This window comes from Pseudooceanicola lipolyticus (assembly GCF_002786325.1).
Classification (GTDB): domain Bacteria; phylum Pseudomonadota; class Alphaproteobacteria; order Rhodobacterales; family Rhodobacteraceae; genus Pseudooceanicola_C; species Pseudooceanicola_C lipolyticus.
The window spans coordinates 1-18,798 of sequence record NZ_PGTB01000076.1; the positions used below are offsets into that span (position 1 = coordinate 1).

Sequence of the window (18,798 nt, forward strand, 5' to 3'; positions counted from 1 at the left end):
GGCACCCGCGCGGCGGCCCGCAATGCGTCGGCCATCAGGGTGCCGCGCCCCGGCCCCAGCTCGGCCAGCGAGAACGGCGCCGGGCGGTCCTGGTCCAGCCAGGTCTGCGCCAGGGCCAGGCCGATCAGTTCGCCGAACATCTGGCTGATCTCAGGGGCGGTGGTAAAGTCGCCGGCCACGCCCAGCGGATCTCGGGTGGCGTAATAGCCATGCTCCGGGTGCATCAGGCAATCGGCCATATAATCGGCCACGCTGATCGGGCCCGATTGGCGGATTCGCGCGGCGAGCAGGTCTTTCAGGCTCATGCCGAGACCTTGTCGCGTGCCCGGGTTCGGGCGCGCAGGACAAACCACAGCCCCAGCGCGATCATCGGCAGCGACAGCAACTGGCCCATGGTCAGCCCCCAGCCGTCGATATGCCACGCCAGTCCCAGCGGGTTGTCGGGGGAGGCGAATTGCGCGTCCGGTTGACGGGCGAATTCCACCACGAACCGGGCCAATCCATAGCCGGTGAGAAACACGCCCAGCACCCGGCCCGGCGCGCGCAAGGCGCCGCGGCGATAGACCAGCCACAACAGCAGCAGGCCCAGCAGCAGCCCTTCCAGCGCCGCCTCATAGAGTTGCGACGGGTGGCGCGCGCACAGTCCTTCGACCTGGCCGCAGCTTTGCGCCGCCAGACCGGGAAAGACAACGCCCCAGGGCAGGTCGGTGGGCCGGCCCCACAGCTCGGCATTGATGAAATTCGCCAACCGCCCCAGCATCAGGCCGGGCGGCACCGCATGGGCGATCAGGTCGGCGGCGCCGAGCTTGGCAATGCCCTGCCGCGCGGTATAGATCCAGGCGGCGGCAATCACCCCCAGCAGACCGCCGTGAAAGGCCATGCCGCCCTGCCACACCATCAGGATTTCCAGCGGGTGCTGCAGGTAATACGCCGGCTGGTAGAACAGGACAAATCCCAGCCGCCCACCCAGGATCACCCCCAGCACGATGTAGAACAGCAGGTCTTCCAGCTGTTTCGGCGTCATTGGCGGGGTGGTGGCCGGCCACAGCGCCGGGCGGCGCAGGGCCATCGCGCCCAGCTTCCAGGCGATCAGGATGCCGGCGATATAGGCCAGCGCATACCAGCGCAGGGCAAATTCCATCGCCCCGACCGAAAAGCTGAACAGTTCGGGCGACAGGTCGGGAAAGTTGATCGCGGCACGCATGGGGGGTCAATGCCTTTGCCAAAAGGGGCAAGTCAACCTTGCCGCGCGGAAACACACCGCCCATATAGGGCAGGAAAGATCCGGAGGCGAGACATGCAGACGCGCAACAAGTTCCTGGACGATATGTCCCAGTTGATGACCAACGCCATGGGTGTGGCGCAGGGCGCCCGGGACGAGGCGGAAACCGCGCTGAAGGGCCTGATGGACCGTTGGCTGGCCGATCGCGATTTTGTCACCCGCGAAGAATTCGACGCGGTGCGCGCGATGGCGCAGAAGGCGCGCGAGGAAAACGCGGCGCTGGAGGCGCGGATCGCCGCGCTGGAGGCCAAGCTGGACAACTGAGCCAGCCCCTTTTCGCAACGCGGCGGCGGGGAACCGCCGGCCGCGACTGCGTATGCGACCATGGACCGCTTGACTCGGCGATATGTTGGGCGGATTCACAAACTGTCCACAACTTATTGCTGGTGTCAGCAAAATAGGGGTTGTCACAGGCCCCCGTCACCTCCACGATATCTAGTATGGGCACGGGGGACGCCCGCGCCCTGTAGAGCAGCCAACTAGCGATAGCAGAGCCCAAGGCTCGCATAGCTAGAGATCATTGAGGTGGCACATGGGCCTTTCCGAACACATCCTGGAAGAAGACATTCACCCGATCGACATCGTCGAGCATCTCGCCGAACACAATGATTGGGATTTCGACCGCATCGGGGACGACCAGATCGCGATGGCGGTCGAGGGCCAGTGGCGCACCTATTCGATCACCCTGGCCTGGTCGGGCTATGATGAAACCCTGCGCATGGTCTGTACCTTCGAAATGGAGCCGCCCGAGGACAAGGTGCCGGCGCTCTATGAATTGCTGAACCAGATGAACGATTCCTGCTGGGCCGGCGCCTTCACCTGGTGGGGCGAACAAAAGCTGATGGTCTATCGCTATGGCCTGGTGCTGAGCGGCGGCCAGATGGCAACGCCCGAGCAGATCGATTCGATGATCGGCACCGCGGTGCTGGCGGCGGAACGCTATTACCCTGCGATCCAATTGCTGGTCTGGGGTGGGCGCAGCGCCAAGGACGCGATGCAGGTCGCCATTGCAGAGGCTTACGGACGCGCGTAAACCCGGACCCCGAACCGCACCGAAGGGGAAGGGTATCTCATGCCGATGAAGGATGTCGCAGACCGGGGGCTGGTCCTGCTGGGCTGCGGCAAGATGGGCTCGGCCATGCTGGCCGGCTGGCTGGCCGATGGCCTGCCGCCAAGCTCGGTCTGGGTGATCGATCCGAACCCCTCGGACTGGCTGTGCGCCCAGGGCGTGCATCTGAACGCAAAGCTGCCCGAGCGGCCCGCCATCGTGCTGATCGCCGTCAAACCGCAGATGATGACCGAGGCATTGCCGGTGCTGACCCCGATGGGCGGCGGCGGCACGCTGTTCATCTCGGTGGCGGCGGGCACGCCGATTGCCGCTTACGAGGCGGTACTGGGCGCCGGGTCACCCATCGTCCGGGCAATGCCGAACACGCCGGCGGCGATCGGCAAGGGCATCACCGCGCTGGTCGGCAATGCGACGGCGGGCCAGGGCGACCTGACGCTGGCCGAAGCGCTGCTGTCGGCGGTGGGCCAGACCGTGCAACTGGCGGACGAGGCGCAGATGGACGCGGTCACCGGGGTCAGCGGCTCGGGGCCGGCCTATGTGTTCCACTTGATCGAAACCCTGGCCGCCGCAGGCGTGGCGCAGGGCCTGCCGCCCGAACTGGCGATGACGCTGGCCAAGGCCACCGTCGCCGGCGCCGGCGCGCTGGCCGAGGCGGCCGAGGGCGACCCGGCGCAGCTGCGCGTCAATGTCACCAGCCCCAACGGCACCACCCAGGCGGCGCTAGAGGTGCTGATGGACGAACAGGATGGCTTTCCCGCCTTGCTGAACCGTGCCGTGGCGGCGGCGACGGCCCGGTCAAAAGAGCTGTCCGGTGGCTGAGCAGATCAGCTTTGACGACTTTCTGAAGGTCGATATCCGCGCCGGCACGATCCGGCGCGCCGAACCGTTTCCCGAGGCACGCAAGCCGGCGATCAAGCTGTGGGTCGATTTCGGCCCCGAGATCGGCCTGCGCAAATCCTCGGCCCAGATCACCGCGCATTACGATCCCGAGACGCTGGTCGGTCAGCAGGTGATCGCGGTGGTGAATTTCCCGCCGCGCCAGATCGGCAAGTTCCTGTCCGAGGTGCTGGTTCTGGGCCTGCCCGACGCGGCGGGCGAGGTGGTGCTGCTGTCGCCCGGCCTGGCGGTGCCGGATGGCGGGCGGCTGTACTGATCCCACCAGCATCGGCGTGGCCTGCGCGGGGCGATAGCGAGTCTCTTGGAAAGCGAAGCAGCCGCGGCGAGCTTAGCCGTCGGGGCAATCGCCCACTGCCTCGCGCCAGTGGCGGCGGCACAGCGAGACATAGCTTTCATTGCCGCCGATCTGCACCTGCGCGCCCTCGGTGATCACCCGGCCCTCGCCATCCTGTCGGATCACCATGGTGGCCTTGCGCCCGCAGTGGCAGATGGTGCGCACCTCGCGCATGTCGTCGGCCAGCGCCAGCAGCGTGGCCGAGCCGGGAAACAGCTCGCCGCGGAAATCCACCCGCAGCCCATAGCAGATCACCGGGATGTCGAGATCATCGACCACGCGGGCCAGTTGCCAGACCTGCTGCGGCTCGAGGAACTGCGCCTCGTCGACAAAGACGCAGGCCACCGGGCCCTTGGTGATCCGGTCGGAAATGCGTTGGAACAGGTTGTCGCCGGCGCGGAACATGTCGGCGCTGGCCGCGATGCCGATCCGCGAGGCGATCTGGCCGGCCCCGGCGCGGCCGTCAATCGCGGCGGTCAGCAGATAGGTGTCCATGCCGCTTTCGCGGTAATTGTGCGAGGCTTGCAGCAGGATCGCCGACTTGCCCGCGTTCATGGTGGAATAGTTGAAAAACAGCTTGGCCAAGTCGGACTCTTTCCTGCCGGGTGCGGCCCGTGACTATGCCAGGGCGGGCCGCGGGTTCAAGCCCCGCACGCCGCGCTTGCCGGACGGGATAGCGTGGTTTGCCTATCCGGGCTAAAACCGAGGCGGGGAGGGTGAGGCACGGAACCGGAAACGATCTGAGCCGTTGCCTTCCGAAGCGGCCCGGCGCAGGGCGATCTGATCACAGGCAAGGCACAGCGATGATCCAGCACGCGACCTTTGGCGGATGAATACGGCCTGGACAGTTTTACTGGGCGTGGTCGCGATTGGCATCGTCGCCATCTGCGTGTTTCGCGCCGTGGTCTCGGCACGGACGCCGCAAAGCGCTGCGGGCTGGGTGATCTTCCTGCTGGCCGCGCCCTGGTTCGGGGTGCCGGCCTATGTGTTTTTCGGCCATCACAAGCTGCGCGACTATTCAGAAGCGCGACGGCGCAGCCGCGAGCTGCGCGGGCCGCTGAACCGGCAGGCGCAGGCCTATCCGCCGGACGAGGCGGCGCGTACGCGGCTGCTGGCCTTCGAGCGGCTGGTGCAGTTGCCCACGGTGGGCGGCAACGGTGTCGAGCTGTTGATCGATGGCGCGGCCACCTATCAGGCGATGTTCGAGGCGATCGAGGCGGCGCAGGACTATATCTGCCTGCAAAGCTTTACCATCATCGATGACGCTGTCGGACAGGATTTTGCAACCCGGTTGATTGCGGCGATGGCGCGTGGGGTCAAGGTGTGGGTGATCTATGATGGCGTCGGAAGCTATGGCCTGTCGCGCAGCTATCTTCGCAAGCTGCGCGAGGCCGGGATCCGCATCCTGGACCCCAAGGAAACCCGCGGGCCGCGGTCGCGGTTGCAGATCAATTTCCGCAACCATCGCAAGACGCTGATCGTCGACGGGCGGATCGGCTTTGTCGGCGGGCATAACATTTCCGAAACCTATCTGGGGCGCCATCCGCATTACGGCCACTGGCGCGACACCCATCTGCGGATCACCGGCCCGATCGTCGCACAGCTGCAGCTGGCCTTTGTCGAAGACTGGCACTGGGCGACCGACGAGAACCTGAGCGAGTCGCTGACCTGGGAGCCCGGCAAGGTGGAAGAGGGGGGAATGACCGCGCTGATTGCACCGATGGGGCCCGGCGACCGGATGGATACCGGGGCGCTGTTCTTCGTCTCGGCGATCTCGGCCGCGCGGTCGCGGGTCTGGATTGCGTCGCCCTATTTCGTGCCCGATGTCGACGCGATTTCGGCGCTGATCAGTGCCGCGCTGCGCGGCTGCGACGTGCGGCTGTTGGTGCCGGATATCGCCGATCACTACCTGACCTGGCTGGCCGCCTTTGCCTTTTACGACGATATCCGTGCCGCGGGAGTTCGGATTTATCGCTATACCAACGGGTTCATGCATCAGAAGGTGGTTCTGGTTGACGACGACCTGGTGGCGATTGGCAGCGCCAACCTGGACAACCGGTCCTTCCGGCTGAATTTCGAGACCATGGCCGTGGTCAGCGATCCCGGCCTGGCCGAGACCGTCGAGGCGATGCTCAGCGCCGATCTGAACTGCTCTTTCCTGCTAGAGAAATCGCTGAAGGAACAGCCGCTGAAGGTGCGGATCGGCGCGCCGCTGGCGCGGCTGCTGGCTCCGGTGCTGTGATGCGGCTGAAGATCGCCAGCTATAACATCCGCAAGGGGATCGGTCTGGACCGCCGCCGCCGCCCCGACCGGATCCTGTCGGTGCTGAACGGGATCGGCGCCGATGTGGCGGTGCTGCAGGAGGCGGACAAGCGGCTGGGCGCCCGGCCCACCGCCTTGCCGCGGTTCCTGATCGCGCAGGAAACCGATTATCAGATCGCCGACGTCGCCGAGAATGATCTGAGCATCGGCTGGCACGGCAACGCGATCCTGGTGCGGCGGGGGCTGAAGATCGAACAACCGGGCCGCATCGCCCTGCCGGGGCTGGAGCCGCGCGGCGCGGTGACCGCGCGCATCGCCGGCCTGCAGATTGTCGGCACCCATCTGGGCCTGTTGCGAACCTGGCGGCTGCGCCAGATGGGGACGATCCTGGACCATCTGCACGGGACGGCGCAGCGCTGCGTGGTGGCGGGGGATTTCAACGAATGGTCGCCCTTGAACGGGTTCAGCCCGTGGAAGGGCGACCTGACCGTGGTGGCGCCGGGGCCCAGTTATCATGCCAGCCGCCCGATCGCGCCGCTGGACCGGTTTGCCCATGGCCGCGCGGTGCGGCTGAGCGAGACGGGCATCCAGCGCGAGGGCGCGGCGCGGTTGGCCTCGGACCACCTGCCGGTCTGGGCGGTGGCCGAGTTCGCCGCTGGCGCCGAGACGCATCTTGCCTCTGCCGGTGACTTGCCCTAATTTTGGTCGGCCAAGCGCTACCGCCCAGGCCGGCTGAACGTGAGGCCTTGCGTGGTCTTTACTTCCCCCGGGGGCAATGCTGTAGCTTCAGTCATGCCGGATACTCTTTCCATCATCGTTGTCGAGGCCGATCCGGACCGGGCGCGGCTGATCGTTGACAGCCTGCGCGAAGCGGGAGAGTTCGATATCTTCGTCATCGCTGAACATACCAGCCTGGCGCGGCAGATCAGCGCCCGGTCGCCCGATGTGGTGCTGATCGACATCGCCGATCCATCGCGCGACATGCTGGAGGAAATGGCGCTGGCCTCGGGGCCGCTGGAGCGGCCGGTGGCGATGTTTGTCGACCGTTCCGCCGAGGGGCTGTCGGCCGCCGCGATCGAGGCCGGGGTGTCGGCCTATGTGGTGGACGGGCTGAAACCGGCGCGGCTGAAACCGGTTCTGGACGCCGCCACCGCGCGGTTCCGGATGTTCCAGCGGATGCGCACGGAACTGGCCGAGACCAAGAAGGCGCTGGAAGAGCGCAAGGTGATCGACCGCGCCAAGGGCATGATCATGAAGGCCCGCGGCGTGGGCGAAGACCAGGCCTATGCGATCCTGCGCAAGGCGGCGATGGACCAGGGCAAGCGGATGGCCGACGTGGCCGCGGCACTGGTGACGGCGGCGGGGCTGCTGTCATGAAGGGAGCCGCGCTGTCGGTCGGCTTCATCCCGCTGGTGGATGCCGCGCCGCTGATCATTGCCCAGGAAATGGGTTTTGCCGCCGAGGAGGGCATCGCGCTGAACCTGCGGGCGGCGCCCTCGTGGTCGTCGCTGCGCGACATGCTGAGCCTGGGGCATGTCGATGCCGCGCATATGCTGTCGCCGGCGCCGGTTGCGGTGGCTCTGGGGCTGGGCGGTGGCGGCGCGGCGCTGCTGGCGGTTTCGGTGCTGTCGGTCAATGGCAATGTGATCGGGGTCAGCCGGGCGCTGGCCGACCGGCTGCGCGCGCAGGGGCATGATTTTGCCTTCAACGATGCCCGATCGGCGGGCAATGCGCTGATCGCGGCAAGCGAACGCCGCCTGCGTTTTGGCGTGCCGTTCCCGTTCTCGATGCATGCCGAGCTGGTCTATTACTGGCTGTCGGCGCTGGGCCTGCCGGCGCCGCAGGGCGTCGATATCCGCACCGTGCCGCCGCCGCTGATGGCCGATGCCATCGAGGCGGGCGAAATCGATGCGTTCTGCGTCGGCGAACCCTGGGGCTCGACCGCGGTGGAAACCGGGGTGGGCGAGCTGTTGCTGCCGGGCAAGGCGATCTGGTCCTTCGCGCCGGAAAAGGTGCTGGCGGTGCGCGAAAGCTGGGCGCAAAGCGAACCGGCAATCCTGGGCCGGCTGATCCGGGCGATGTGGCAGGCCGGGCGTTGGCTGTCCGAGCCGTCGTCGCGCATCCTGACCGCCGAATTGCTGAGCCGGCCGGAATACCTGAATCTGGCGCCGGAAATCATTGACCGGTCGCTCAGCGGGCGGCTGGTGATCTCGCCCTCGGGGGCCCAGCGCGACGTGCCGGGCTTCGTCGAGTTCCACCACGGGGCCGCCAATTTCCCCTGGCGCAGCCAGGCGGAATGGATCGGCAGAGAAATGGCGGCGCGGCTGGGGCTGGATCGCGAGGCCTCGGCCCGCGCCGCCAGCCGGGTGTTCCGCTCGGACCTCTACCGCGAAGCGCTGGCCGGCACCGGCGCGGATTTGCCCGGTGCCTCGGCAAAGATCGAGGGCACGTTGCAGGAAAAGATGGCGATCGCATCGCGATTTGGGCGGCTGATTCTGCAACCCGACTCGTTCTTCGATGGCGAAGTTTTTGAGCCCTACAGCCGTTAGAGTGCTATAAAGTTAGGCAAGTTGGGTTTTTCCCGCCTGCTTTCAACGAAATCCACGGGGCTGGCGGGATTTCCTTTGCGGTTGATGCCGCTTTGCAGCATTGTTGACGTCACCGGCAGGCAACGGGGCCCGCCGGAGAAATTATCCCAAAGATCGGGACGTCCCACAGACCGGGACTCTCTTTGAGCAAAGCCGCTCGACCCTCTGCCTGACTGTCGGGCGGTGTGCGTCAGCGGCTTTTTCTGCGTTTTGGGTGCCCTCCGCCCAAGCATAACACGAACAGGGAATGCAACGATCATGAAGCAACTTCTTACGTCTGTCGCGGCCACGGTCCTTCTGACCGCGCCGGTTCTGGCAGAGCCGCTGGAGCTCGAAAAGGACGAGCTGACCTTTGGCTTCATCAAGCTTACCGATATGGCGCCGCTCGCCGTGGCCTATGAACAGGGCTATTTCCTCGACGAAGGGCTGTTTGTCACCCTGGAAGCGCAGGCCAATTGGAAGGTGCTGCTGGATGGCGTGATCGGCGGCACCCTGGACGGCGCGCATATGCTGGCGGGACAGCCGCTGGCGGCCACCATCGGCTTCGGCACCGAAGCGCATATCATCACCCCGTTCTCTATGGACCTCAACGGCAACGGCATCACCGTGTCGAACGAGGTCTGGGCGCAGATGAAGGAACATATCCCGCAGGAAGACGGCAAACCGGTGCATCCGATCTCGGCCTCGGCCCTGAAACCTGTTGTCGAGAAGTACAAGTCCGAGGGCAAGCCCTTCAACATGGGCATGGTGTTCCCGGTCTCGACCCACAATTACGAACTGCGCTATTGGCTGGCCGCCGGCGGCCTGCATCCCGGTTTCTACTCGCCCGATAACATCACCGGCCAGATCAGCGCCGATGTGCTGCTGTCGGTGACGCCGCCGCCGCAGATGCCCGCCACGCTGGAGGCCGGCACCATCTATGGCTATTGCGTGGGCGAGCCGTGGAACCAGCAGGCGGTGTTCAAGGGCATCGGCGTGCCGGTGATCACCGATTACGAACTGTGGAAGAACAACCCGGAAAAGGTGTTCGGCATCACCGCCGAATTTGCCGAGGACTATCCCAACACCACCCTGGCGGTGACCAAGGCGCTGATCCGCGCCGCGATGTGGCTGGACGAGAATGACAATGCCAACCGCATGGAAGCGGTCGAGATCCTCAGCCAGCCGGAATATGTCGGCGCCGATGCCGAGGTGATCGCCAACTCGATGACCGGCACCTTCGAATACGAAAAGGGTGACGTGCGCGAAGTTCCGGATTTCAACGTGTTCTTCCGCTATAACGCCACCTATCCCTTCTATTCCGACGCGGTCTGGTACCTGACCCAGATGCGCCGCTGGGGCCAGATCGCCGAAGCCAAGCCCGACAGCTGGTATGACGAGGTCGCCAAGTCGGTCTACAAGCCCGACATCTACCTGCAGGCCGCCCGCCTGCTGGTGGACGAGGGGCTGGCCAACGAGGCCGACTTCCCCTGGGACAGCGATGGCTACAAAGCGCCGACACCGGCCGGCGATATCATCGACGGCATTCCCTATGACGGCAAACAGCCCAACGCCTATCTGGAAAGCCTGCCGATCGGCCTGAAGGGCGATCAGAAATTCGTCGGCAATCAGATCGAAGGCTGATCTCTCAGCCCAAGCCAAGGGGGTGCGCCGATTGCGGCGCCCCCGCCCGCCCATTCAACCTCCGGCCGCAACGGCGTGGCCCATATGACAGCATATCATCGAGGATCACGAGATGACCGCCATCGACCCACAACAGATGACCGATGCCGCCGCTGCCCGGCTCGCCAATCGCGCCCGGCTTTTCACGCGGATCAACCAGGCCGACAAATGGTTCCAGGTGCTGGGCCTGGCCTGGATCACCCCCATTCTCAAGGCCGCCGCGGGCGATAATCCGCGCGCCCAGTTCAAGGAAATCTGGCGTCTGCTGATGGTGCCGTTCTTGGCCATCGCCATTTTCCTGCTGCTGTGGGGCACGCTTGCGCCACGCATCCAGACCTCGCTGGGCGCGGTGCCCGGACCTTCCCAGGTGTGGTCGGAAATGGTGAACCTGCACGAGGACGCGCAGGCCAAGGCCGCCAAGAAAGAGAAATTCGAGGCGATGGTGGCGCAGCGCAACGAAAAGCTGATCGCCGCCGGCAAGGCCGACCAGGTCAAGACCGTCGCCTATACCGGCGCGCCCAGCTATTATCAGCAGATCTGGACCTCGATCCAGACGGTGTTCTTCGGCTTTCTGATCGCCACGGTGATCGCGGTGCCGCTGGGCATTGCCGCCGGCCTGTCGGCCACCGCCAATTCGGCACTGAACCCGCTGATCCAGATCTTCAAGCCGGTCTCGCCGCTGGCTTGGCTGCCGATCGTCACCATGGTGGTTTCGGCGCTTTACACCACCAATGACGGGCTGTTCGCCAAGTCGTTCCTGATCTCGGCGATTACCGTGACCCTGTGTTCGCTGTGGCCGACGCTGATCAACACGTCGCTGGGCGTGGCCTCGATCGACAAGGATCTGGTAAACGTCTCGAAGGTGCTGAAGATGGACACCTATACCAAGATCACCAAGCTGGTGCTGCCCTCGGCGCTGCCGCTGATCTTCACCGGTCTGCGCCTCAGCCTCGGGGTGGGCTGGATGGTTCTGATCGCCGCCGAGATGCTGGCGCAGAACCCGGGCCTGGGTAAGTTCGTCTGGGACGAATTCCAGAACGGCTCGTCCAGTTCGCTGGCCAAGATCATGGTTGCGGTCTTCACCATCGGCATCATCGGCTTCCTGCTGGATCGGGTGATGTATGCGCTGCAATCCCTCTTCACCTTCTCGAACAACCGGTGAGCGCCATGTCGATCCTGAAACTGAACAACGTCTCCAAGGGCTTTGGCGAAGGCACCCACCGGACCGAGGTGCTGCGCGACATTAACCTGGAAGTGGAAGAGGGCGAGTTCCTGGTGCTGCTGGGCTTTTCCGGCACCGGTAAGACCACGCTGATCAACCTGTTGGCGGGGATCGAAATGCCCTCCTCGGGCGCGGTCACCTTCAAGGACAAGCCGGTGACCGGGCCGGGGCCGGAACGTGGGGTGATCTTCCAGAACTATTCGCTGATGCCGTGGCTGACGGTGAACGGCAATGTGGGGCTGGCGGTCGACACAGTGTTCCCCGGCCTCTCCAAGGCGGCAAAGGCCGAAAAGGTCGCCCGCTATGTCGATATGGTCGGGCTGTCCCATGCCACCGGCCGCCGTCCGGCGGAACTGTCGGGCGGGATGCGGCAGCGGGTCAACGTGGCGCGGGCGCTGGCGATGAACCCCGAGGTTCTGCTGCTGGACGAGCCGCTGTCGGCGCTCGACGCGCTGACCCGCGCAAACCTGGCCGACGAGATCGAGCAGATCTGGCAGCAGGACAAGAAAACCTGCGTGCTGATCACCAATGACGTCGACGAGGCGATCATCCTGGCCGACCGGATCATCGCGCTGAACCCCGATGGCACGCTGGGCGAGGAATTCCGCGTCAGCCTGCCGCGTCCGCGCGACCGGGGCGAGATGAACCACAACGACATCTTCAAGGGGCTGCGTGCCAAGGTCACCAACTATCTCATGGATGTGGGCATTGGCGCCAAGGCCGAAGGCACCCGCAACCTGCCGCAGATCACCCCGATTCACGGCGTGCCGGCGGCGGTGGCCAAGGCGCAGGAAGGGCTGATCGACGAACGCTTTCTCGACTTCTCGCAATTGCACAAGATCTATCCCACGCCACAGGGGCCGCTGACCGTGGTCGAGGATTTCAACCTCAAGGTCGACCGCGGCGAATTCATCTCGCTGATCGGCCATTCCGGCTGTGGCAAGTCCACGGTTCTGACCATGGCGGCGGGGCTGAACGACATCTCGCAGGGCGCCATCCGCCTGGACGGCCGCCACGTGTTGGGCGCCGATCCCGAACGCGCTGTGGTGTTCCAGTCGCCCAACCTGTTCCCGTGGCTGTCGGCGCGCGAGAATTGCGCCATCGGGGTCGACAAGGTCTATCCCCGCGCCAGCCAGGCCGAACGCCAGGAAGTGGTGGAATATTATCTGGAACGCGTGGGCCTGGCCGACGCCATGGACCGCAGCACCGCCGACATGTCCAACGGCATGAAGCAGCGGGTTGGCATCGCGCGGGCCTTTGCCCTGTCGCCCAAGCTGCTGTTGCTGGACGAACCCTTCGGCATGCTGGACAGCCTGACGCGCTGGGAATTGCAGGAAGTGTTGATGGAGGTCTGGGACCGCACCAAGGTGACGGCGATCTGCGTGACCCATGACGTCGACGAGGCGATCCTGCTGGCCGACCGGGTGGTGATGATGACCAACGGGCCGCAGGCCACCATCGGCCGCATCGTCGATGTCGACCTGCCGCGCCCGCGCAGCCGCAAGGCGCTGCTGGAACATCCGGATTACTATCTCTACCGCGAACAGGTGCTGAATTTCCTTGAGGAATACGAGCACGGCAAGGCGGGCAAAAGCGTGGTTCAGGCCACCCGGGACGATCAAGCCAAAGACAAGGCGGCTGCCTGAGCGCAGCCGGAGGGGACGGTTCCGCCAAGGGACCGCCGTGATCTTAGCACGCCCTGTGCGCGCCGCGCGCCAGTGGCGGGATAGAACCGAAAGGAGACGGCATCATGGATGTCGCAATCGATACTCCGGCCAAGACCTTTATCCAGGTGGCCGAAATCTGGGTGCCTGACGGCGACCGCCTGGTGCATGGCGGCGGCAGCTATGGCGACCTGACCGCGTTCAAGGCAGCCTCGCACCGCAGCAGTTTCGCCAAGGGCGAAGGGCTGCCGGGCAAGGCCTGGGCCGAAGCGCGGCCGGTGGTGCTGAAAGAATTCGAAGGCTCGATCTTCCAGCGCACCGAAGCCGCGGCTGCGGCCGGGCTGACCAGCGCGGTGGCGGTGCCGGTCTTTGCCGGCAAGACGCTGAAAGCCGTGCTGATGGTGCTGTGCGGCGATGACGCCGAGCGCATCGGCGCCATCGAGGTCTGGCGCGAAAAGGACAACTGTCTGAAGCTGGATGACGGCTATTACGGTGCCGCCAAACATTTCGAATGGGTGTCGCAGCACACGCATTTCCCGCGCGGACAGGGCCTGCCCGGCGGGGTCTGGGCGGCGGAAACGCCGATCCTGATGCGCGACCTGGGATCGGGATATCGCTTTATCCGCGCCGACAGCGCCAGCAAGGCGGGGCTGACCACCGGTCTGGGCCTGCCGATCCCGGTGCCGTCGGGCGAAACTTATGTGCTGACGCTGCTGTCGGCGCGCGGCACGCCGATCGCGCGGCGGTTCGAACTGTGGGACGCGCGGGTGGCCAAGGTGGGCAAGGATGGCGGCGCGGTTCTGGCCGATGGCATCTGCGCCCGCGAAGGGCGGCTGTGGGACGCGGACAACCCGCGCAAGATCTCGGCCTGGCAGGGCGTGATCGGGCAGGTTGTCGGCAACGGTCTGCCCGCGGTGGAAAGCGGCGCGCACGGGCTCGCGGCCGGCTATTCCTCGATGGTGGCTTTGCCCATCTATCACGGTGCCGAACTGGCCCACATCGTAGCCTGGTATGTCTGAGGAGATGGGGATCATGCAGAAACTGGTAGTGATCGGGGCCGGCATGGCCTCGGGCCGGGCGCTGGAACACCTGTTCGAGTCCGCGCCGGACGCTTTCGACGTCACGCTGTTCAACGCGGAACCGCGCGGCAATTACAACCGCATCATGCTGTCGCCGGTGTTGTCGGGCGAAAAGAGCTATGAGGAAATCGTCACCCATGACGAGGCCTGGTATGCCGAGCACAATGTGACCTGCCGCTTTGGCGAAAAGGTCACCGCGATCGACAGCGACCGCAAGGTGGTGATCGGCGAGAATGGCGAGGTGGCCTATGACAAGCTGATCCTCGGCACCGGCTCCAGCGCCTTCATCATTCCCTGTCCGGGCCATGACCTGCCCGGCGTGGTCACCTTCCGCGATCTCGAAGACACCGATGCGATGATGGATGCCTCGGGCAGGCCGGGATCGAAGGCGGTGGTGATTGGCGGCGGCCTGCTGGGCCTGGAGGCCGCGGCGGCGCTGCGGCTGCGCGGCATGGAGGTGACGGTTCTGCACCTGATGGGCCACCTGATGGAGCGCCAGCTGGACGAAAGCGCCGGCTATCTGCTGCAGAAAGACCTGGAAAAGCGCGGCATCACCGTGCTGACCCGCGCCTCGACCAAGGAAATCCAGGGCGAGGGCAAGGTCGAACGGGTGCTGCTGGAAGATGGCACCGTGCTGGACGCCGATATCGTGGTGATGGCCGTGGGCATCCGCCCCGCCGTCAGCCTGGGCGCCGCGGCCGGTCTTGAGATCGGACGCGCGATCAAGGTCGATGCGCAGATGCAGACCTCGGACCCGGACATCTACGCCGTCGGGGAATGTGTCGAGTTCAACGGCAACCTCTTCGGTCTGGTCGCGCCGCTGTATGATCAGGCCAAGGTTCTGGCTGCGACCCTGCTGGGCGGCGAAGCCGCCTTCGCGGTCAAGGAACTGTCGACCAAGCTGAAGGTGACGGGCTGCGACCTGTTTTCGGCCGGCGACTTTGCCGAGGGCGATGGGCGCGAGGACATCATCTTTCGTGACCCGGCGCGCGGCGTCTACAAGCGGCTGGTGATCGAGGATGACCGCCTGGTCGGCGCGGTGATGTATGGCGACACCGCCGATGGCAACTGGTTCTTCGGGCTGATCAAGGATGGCGCGGACATTTCAGAGATGCGCGACATGCTCATCTTCGGGCCGGCCTATCAGGGGGGCAGCTCTGCGGACCCTCTCTCAGCCGTTGCAGCCTTGCCGCCTGAGGCGGAAATCTGCGGTTGCAACGGCGTATGCAAGGGCACCATCGTCGACGCCATCCATGGCGGCGCCACCAACCTGGGCGCCCTGCGCGGCGCCACCAAGGCCAGTGCCTCGTGCGGGACCTGCACCGGGCTGGTCGAACAGCTGCTGGAGGTCACGTTGGGCGGCGACTATGCCGCGCCGGCGGTGCAGCCGATCTGCGGCTGCTGCGACCTGCCGCATGAAGACGTGCGCCGGCTGATCAAGGCCAAGGAGCTGAAAAGCCAGGCCGCGGTCTGGCAGGAGCTGGACTGGAAAACCCCCAATGGCTGCCATGTCTGCCGCCCGGCGGTGAATTTCTACCTGCTGGCGGACTGGCCGCTGGAGTATCAGGACGACCCGCAAAGCCGGTTCGTCAACGAACGAAAACACGCCAATATCCAGAAAGACGGCACCTTCTCGGTGATGCCGCGCATGTGGGGCGGGCTGACCAACCCGGCCGAACTGCGCGCCATCGCCGATGCGGCCGAGAAATACGGCGTGCCGACGGTCAAGGTGACGGGCGGCCAGCGGATCGACCTGCTGGGGGTGAAATCCGAGGATCTGCCGCATATCTGGGCCGATCTGAACAAGGCCGGGATGGTGTCGGGCCATGCCTATTCCAAGGGGCTGCGCACGGTGAAAACCTGCGTCGGCACCGACCATTGCCGCTTTGGCACCCAGGACAGCACAGGGCTGGGCGTTAAGCTGGAGAAGATCCTGTGGGGGTCCTGGACCCCGCACAAGGTCAAGCTGGCGGTGTCGGGCTGTCCGCGCAACTGCGCCGAGGCAACCTGCAAGGATGTCGGCATCGTCTGTGTCGATTCCGGCTATCAGGTGGGTGTCGGCGGCGCCGCCGGCATGGATGTGAAGGAAACCGAACGCCTGGGCGACGTGGCGACCGAGCAGGAGGCGATCGACCTGACCGTCGCCTTCATCCAGCTGTACCGCGAAAACGCCAAATATCTCGACCGGCCTTACAAGTGGCTGGCAAAGGTGGGGCTGGACTGGGTCAAGGCGCAGGTGGTCGACGATCTCGACAACCGCCGCGCGTTGATCGAGCGGTTTGAACTGTCGCAATCCATCTATCGCAAGGACCCGTGGGCCCAGCATGTCGCCGAAAAGGCGGAACGCTATGCGCCACTGGCCGATCTGACACTGGAGGCCGCGGAATGAACTGGGTCGATATCGGAACCATCGAAGACATTCCCGTGCGCGGCTCGCGCGTGGTGAAAACCGCCATCGGCTGCATTGGCGTGTTCCGCACCGATGACGACGCGGTCTATGCGGTGTCCAACACCTGCCCGCATCGCGGCGGTCCGCTGAGCGATGGCATCGTGCACGGTCACAGCGTGACCTGCCCGCTGCATAACATGGTGTTCGACCTGGCCACCGGCGAGGCGCAGGGCGCCGACGAGGGGCGGCTCGACACCTTTCCGCTGCGGGTCGATCAGGGGCGGCTGCTGCTGGATACCACCGCCATGGGCCGGCATCGGGGCGCGGCCTGATGAACGGGCCGGGCCAGGCCGAAACGCGTTCGACCTGCCCCTATTGCGGGGTCGGCTGCGGCGTGCTGCTGCGCCCGGACGGGCAGGGCGGGCTGGAGGTGCGCGGCGATCCCGACCATCCCGCCAACCGCGGCCGGCTGTGTTCCAAGGGCACCTCGCTGGGCGAGACCGTGGGCCTGGACAACCGGCTGCTGGCGCCGCGGGTGGATGGCGCCGACACCGACTGGGACAGCGCGCTGGACCTGGTGGCGTCGCGGTTTCGCGGCGTGGTGGACGCCCACGGGCCGGATGCGGTGGCCTTCTATGTCTCGGGCCAGCTGCTGACCGAGGATTACTATGTCGCCAACAAGCTGATGAAAGGCTTTATCGGCTCGGCCAATATCGACACCAATTCGCGCCTGTGCATGGCCTCGACCGTGGCGGGGCACAAACGCGCCTTCGGCACCGACACAGTGCCCGGCACATACGATGACCTGGAAGAGGCCGACCTGATTGTGCTGGTCGGGTCGAACCTGGCCTGGTGTCACCCGGTGCTGTACCAGCGTATTCTCAGCGCCCGGCAGGCCCGCGGCAGCAAGCTGGTCGTGATCGACCCGCGCCGCACCGCCAGCTGCGATGGCGCCGACATGCACCTGGCGCTGGCGCCGGGCAGCGACGTGGCGCTGTTCAACCAGCTGCTGGTGTCGCTGGCCGAGGGCGGCGCGATCGACCAGGACTACCTGGCCCATGTCGACGGGTTCGACGCGGCGCTGGAAGCCGCCCGCGCCGATACGCCGGAGATGACCGGACTGGCGCCCGAGCAGATCGAGGCGTTCTGCGATCTGTGGCGCGGCACCGAACGGGTGGTCACCGTGTTCAGCCAGGGGGTGAACCAATCCACCTCGGGCTCCGACAAGGTGAATTCGATCCTGAACTGCCACCTGGCGACCGGGCGGATCGGCCGGCCGGGGATGGGGCCGTTTTCGGTCACCGGGCAGCCCAATGCCATGGGCGGGCGCGAGGTGGGCGGGCTGGCCAATATGCTGGCCTGTCATCTTGATCTGGAAAACGGCGCCCATCGCGCCGCGGTGCGCGAATTCTGGTCGGCGCCGACCCTGCCCGAGGCGGCCGGCCTGAAAGCGGTCGACATGTTCCGCGCGGTGGCGGACAAGCGCATCAAGGCGCTGTGGATCATCCATACCAACCCCGCCGTCACCATGCCTGATGCCGATGCCGTGCGTGCGGCGATTGCCGGCTGCGACTTTGTGGTGGTCAGCGACATCACCGCCGAAACCGATACCGCGCGCCTGGCCGATGTGCTGCTGCCCGCCACCGCCTGGGCGGAGAAGAACGGCACCGTCACCAATTCCGACCGCACCATCAGCCGCCAGCGCGCGGTGTTGCCGGCGCCGGGGCAGGCCCGGCCCGACTGGGACATTCTGGCCGAAGCCGGCCGGCGGATGGGCTGGAACGCGGCCTTCGACTATGCCAATCCGGCCGAGATCTTCCGCGAATATGCGGCGCTGTCGGGGATTGCCGGGCGGTTCGGGCGCGATTTCGACATCTCCGGTCTCGCCGATACCGACGATGCCGGCTATGGCGCGCTGGCGCCGACCCGCTGGCCGGTGGCCGGCGCGCGGCAGGGTGGCCGGTTCTTCGCCGACGGGCGGTTCTATCACCCGGACGGGCGGGGCCGAATGCTGCCGGTGCGCTGGGCGCCGCCAGCGGCAAAAACCGCGCCGCGCTATCCCTTCCGGCTGAACACCGGACGTATCCGCGACCAATGGCACACCATGACCCGCACCGCGCGGTCGCCGCGCCTGTCGGCGCATCTGGCCGAGCCGTTCCTGGAACTTCACCCGGCGGATGCCGCCGAGCTGGGCATCGGTCCGGTCGACCTGGTGCGCGTCACCAGCCGCGAGGGCAGCGCGGTGCTGCGGGCGCGGATCACCGATGCGGTGCGGCGCAAGGAGGTCTTTGCGCCGATGCACTGGACCGGCGAAACCGCACCCGCGGCGCGGATCGACGCGGTGGTGGCG

General features: G+C 65.9%; 18 protein-coding genes. 15 read left to right on the plus strand and 3 right to left on the minus strand.

Annotated features, from left to right (window positions below; all coding sequences use genetic code 11):
- Both CVM52_RS15805 and lgt read right to left on the minus strand, forming a co-directional pair.
- The coding region (locus tag CVM52_RS15805) for an SAM-dependent methyltransferase (RefSeq protein WP_205964968.1) at nt 1-305 on the minus strand (305 nt) is incomplete at its 3' end.
- Nucleotides 302-1,204 carry a prolipoprotein diacylglyceryl transferase gene (gene lgt / locus CVM52_RS15810; RefSeq protein WP_100163447.1) on the minus strand — a complete coding sequence of 301 codons (903 nt, stop codon included), beginning with the start codon at nt 1,202-1,204 and terminating at the stop codon, nt 302-304. The genes CVM52_RS15805 and lgt, both read right to left, overlap by 4 nt.
- 93 nt (nt 1,205-1,297) lie before the next feature.
- Between lgt and CVM52_RS15815 the strand changes: the two genes are divergently transcribed.
- The 4 genes from CVM52_RS15815 to CVM52_RS15830 all read left to right on the plus strand — a co-directional run bounded on the left by CVM52_RS15815 (nt 1,298) and on the right by CVM52_RS15830 (nt 3,504).
- Nucleotides 1,298-1,546, plus strand: a complete 249-nt coding sequence (locus tag CVM52_RS15815; RefSeq protein ID WP_100163448.1) for an accessory factor UbiK family protein — start codon at nt 1,298-1,300, stop codon at nt 1,544-1,546.
- A gap of 268 nt (nt 1,547-1,814) precedes the next feature.
- On the plus strand, nt 1,815-2,315 hold the full coding sequence (locus CVM52_RS15820) for a type III secretion system chaperone family protein (RefSeq protein ID WP_100163449.1): 501 nt from the start codon (nt 1,815-1,817) through the stop codon (nt 2,313-2,315).
- Nucleotides 2,316-2,354: 39 nt separating this feature from the next.
- Entirely contained in the window at nt 2,355-3,170 is an 816-nt protein-coding gene (proC, locus tag CVM52_RS15825; RefSeq protein ID WP_100163450.1) for a pyrroline-5-carboxylate reductase, read from the plus strand.
- Nucleotides 3,163-3,504: a tRNA-binding protein gene (locus CVM52_RS15830; protein ID WP_100163451.1), complete on the plus strand. Its 342-nt coding sequence runs from the start codon at nt 3,163-3,165 to the stop codon at nt 3,502-3,504. The genes proC and CVM52_RS15830 overlap by 8 nt, the downstream gene beginning before the upstream one ends.
- A gap of 72 nt (nt 3,505-3,576) precedes the next feature.
- Here CVM52_RS15830 and CVM52_RS15835 read toward each other — a convergent pair whose 3' ends face one another.
- On the minus strand, nt 3,577-4,167 hold the full coding sequence (locus CVM52_RS15835) for a thymidine kinase (RefSeq protein WP_100163452.1): 591 nt from the start codon (nt 4,165-4,167) through the stop codon (nt 3,577-3,579).
- A 244-nt stretch (nt 4,168-4,411) separates the two neighbouring features.
- Between CVM52_RS15835 and cls the strand changes: the two genes are divergently transcribed.
- The 11 genes from cls to CVM52_RS15890 form a co-directional block, all read left to right on the plus strand.
- Nucleotides 4,412-5,824 (plus strand): cardiolipin synthase, encoded by a 1,413-nt coding sequence (cls, locus tag CVM52_RS15840; RefSeq protein ID WP_100163453.1) that lies wholly within the window; start codon nt 4,412-4,414, stop codon nt 5,822-5,824.
- Nucleotides 5,824-6,543 (plus strand): endonuclease/exonuclease/phosphatase family protein, encoded by a 720-nt coding sequence (locus CVM52_RS15845; protein WP_172721015.1) that lies wholly within the window; start codon nt 5,824-5,826, stop codon nt 6,541-6,543. Before cls ends, CVM52_RS15845 begins: the two co-directional genes overlap by 1 nt.
- Nucleotides 6,544-6,636: 93 nt before the next feature.
- Nucleotides 6,637-7,221, plus strand: coding sequence for an ANTAR domain-containing response regulator (locus tag CVM52_RS15850; RefSeq protein ID WP_100163454.1), 585 nt, complete (start codon nt 6,637-6,639; stop codon nt 7,219-7,221).
- A complete protein-coding gene (locus CVM52_RS15855) occupies nt 7,218-8,393 on the plus strand; it encodes a CmpA/NrtA family ABC transporter substrate-binding protein (protein WP_100163455.1) in 1,176 nt (391 codons plus the stop codon). The genes CVM52_RS15850 and CVM52_RS15855 overlap by 4 nt, the downstream gene beginning before the upstream one ends.
- A 297-nt stretch (nt 8,394-8,690) precedes the next feature.
- Nucleotides 8,691-10,055 (plus strand): CmpA/NrtA family ABC transporter substrate-binding protein, encoded by a 1,365-nt coding sequence (locus CVM52_RS15860; protein ID WP_100163456.1) that lies wholly within the window; start codon nt 8,691-8,693, stop codon nt 10,053-10,055.
- A gap of 112 nt (nt 10,056-10,167) precedes the next feature.
- Nucleotides 10,168-11,256 carry an ABC transporter permease gene (locus CVM52_RS15865; protein WP_100163457.1) on the plus strand — a complete coding sequence of 363 codons (1,089 nt, stop codon included), beginning with the start codon at nt 10,168-10,170 and terminating at the stop codon, nt 11,254-11,256.
- 5 nt (nt 11,257-11,261) lie between these two features.
- A complete protein-coding gene (locus CVM52_RS15870; protein ID WP_100163458.1) occupies nt 11,262-12,962 on the plus strand; it encodes an ABC transporter ATP-binding protein in 1,701 nt (566 codons plus the stop codon).
- A gap of 104 nt (nt 12,963-13,066) precedes the next feature.
- Entirely contained in the window at nt 13,067-13,999 is a 933-nt protein-coding gene (locus CVM52_RS15875; protein WP_100163459.1) for a GAF domain-containing protein, read from the plus strand.
- A gap of 13 nt (nt 14,000-14,012) precedes the next feature.
- Entirely contained in the window at nt 14,013-16,448 is a 2,436-nt protein-coding gene (gene nirB / locus CVM52_RS15880; protein WP_100163463.1) for a nitrite reductase large subunit NirB, read from the plus strand.
- Entirely contained in the window at nt 16,445-16,780 is a 336-nt protein-coding gene (nirD, locus tag CVM52_RS15885; RefSeq protein ID WP_100163460.1) for a nitrite reductase small subunit NirD, read from the plus strand. The genes nirB and nirD overlap by 4 nt, the downstream gene beginning before the upstream one ends.
- The coding region (locus CVM52_RS15890) for a molybdopterin oxidoreductase family protein (protein ID WP_100163461.1) at nt 16,780-18,798 on the plus strand (2,019 nt) is incomplete at its 3' end. The genes nirD and CVM52_RS15890, both read left to right, overlap by 1 nt.

What these genes read in the sequence shown, in the direction of transcription:
- cls (WP_100163453.1), top strand. Translation starts at nt 4,412, where the DNA reads ATGAATACGGCCTGGACAGTTTTACTGGGCGTGGTCGCGATTGGCATC.
- CVM52_RS15855 (WP_100163455.1), top strand. Translation starts at nt 7,218, where the DNA reads ATGAAGGGAGCCGCGCTGTCGGTCGGCTTCATCCCGCTGGTGGATGCC.
- nirB (WP_100163463.1), top strand. Translation starts at nt 14,013, where the DNA reads ATGCAGAAACTGGTAGTGATCGGGGCCGGCATGGCCTCGGGCCGGGCG.
- CVM52_RS15845 (WP_172721015.1), top strand. Translation starts at nt 5,824, where the DNA reads ATGCGGCTGAAGATCGCCAGCTATAACATCCGCAAGGGGATCGGTCTG.
- nirD (WP_100163460.1), top strand. Translation starts at nt 16,445, where the DNA reads ATGAACTGGGTCGATATCGGAACCATCGAAGACATTCCCGTGCGCGGC.
- CVM52_RS15820 (WP_100163449.1), top strand. Translation starts at nt 1,815, where the DNA reads ATGGGCCTTTCCGAACACATCCTGGAAGAAGACATTCACCCGATCGAC.
- proC (WP_100163450.1), top strand. Translation starts at nt 2,355, where the DNA reads ATGCCGATGAAGGATGTCGCAGACCGGGGGCTGGTCCTGCTGGGCTGC.
- CVM52_RS15850 (WP_100163454.1), top strand. Translation starts at nt 6,637, where the DNA reads ATGCCGGATACTCTTTCCATCATCGTTGTCGAGGCCGATCCGGACCGG.
- CVM52_RS15875 (WP_100163459.1), top strand. Translation starts at nt 13,067, where the DNA reads ATGGATGTCGCAATCGATACTCCGGCCAAGACCTTTATCCAGGTGGCC.
- CVM52_RS15815 (WP_100163448.1), top strand. Translation starts at nt 1,298, where the DNA reads ATGCAGACGCGCAACAAGTTCCTGGACGATATGTCCCAGTTGATGACC.
- CVM52_RS15860 (WP_100163456.1), top strand. Translation starts at nt 8,691, where the DNA reads ATGAAGCAACTTCTTACGTCTGTCGCGGCCACGGTCCTTCTGACCGCG.
- CVM52_RS15870 (WP_100163458.1), top strand. Translation starts at nt 11,262, where the DNA reads ATGTCGATCCTGAAACTGAACAACGTCTCCAAGGGCTTTGGCGAAGGC.
- CVM52_RS15865 (WP_100163457.1), top strand. Translation starts at nt 10,168, where the DNA reads ATGACCGCCATCGACCCACAACAGATGACCGATGCCGCCGCTGCCCGG.
- lgt (WP_100163447.1), bottom strand. Translation starts at nt 1,204, where the DNA reads ATGCGTGCCGCGATCAACTTTCCCGACCTGTCGCCCGAACTGTTCAGC.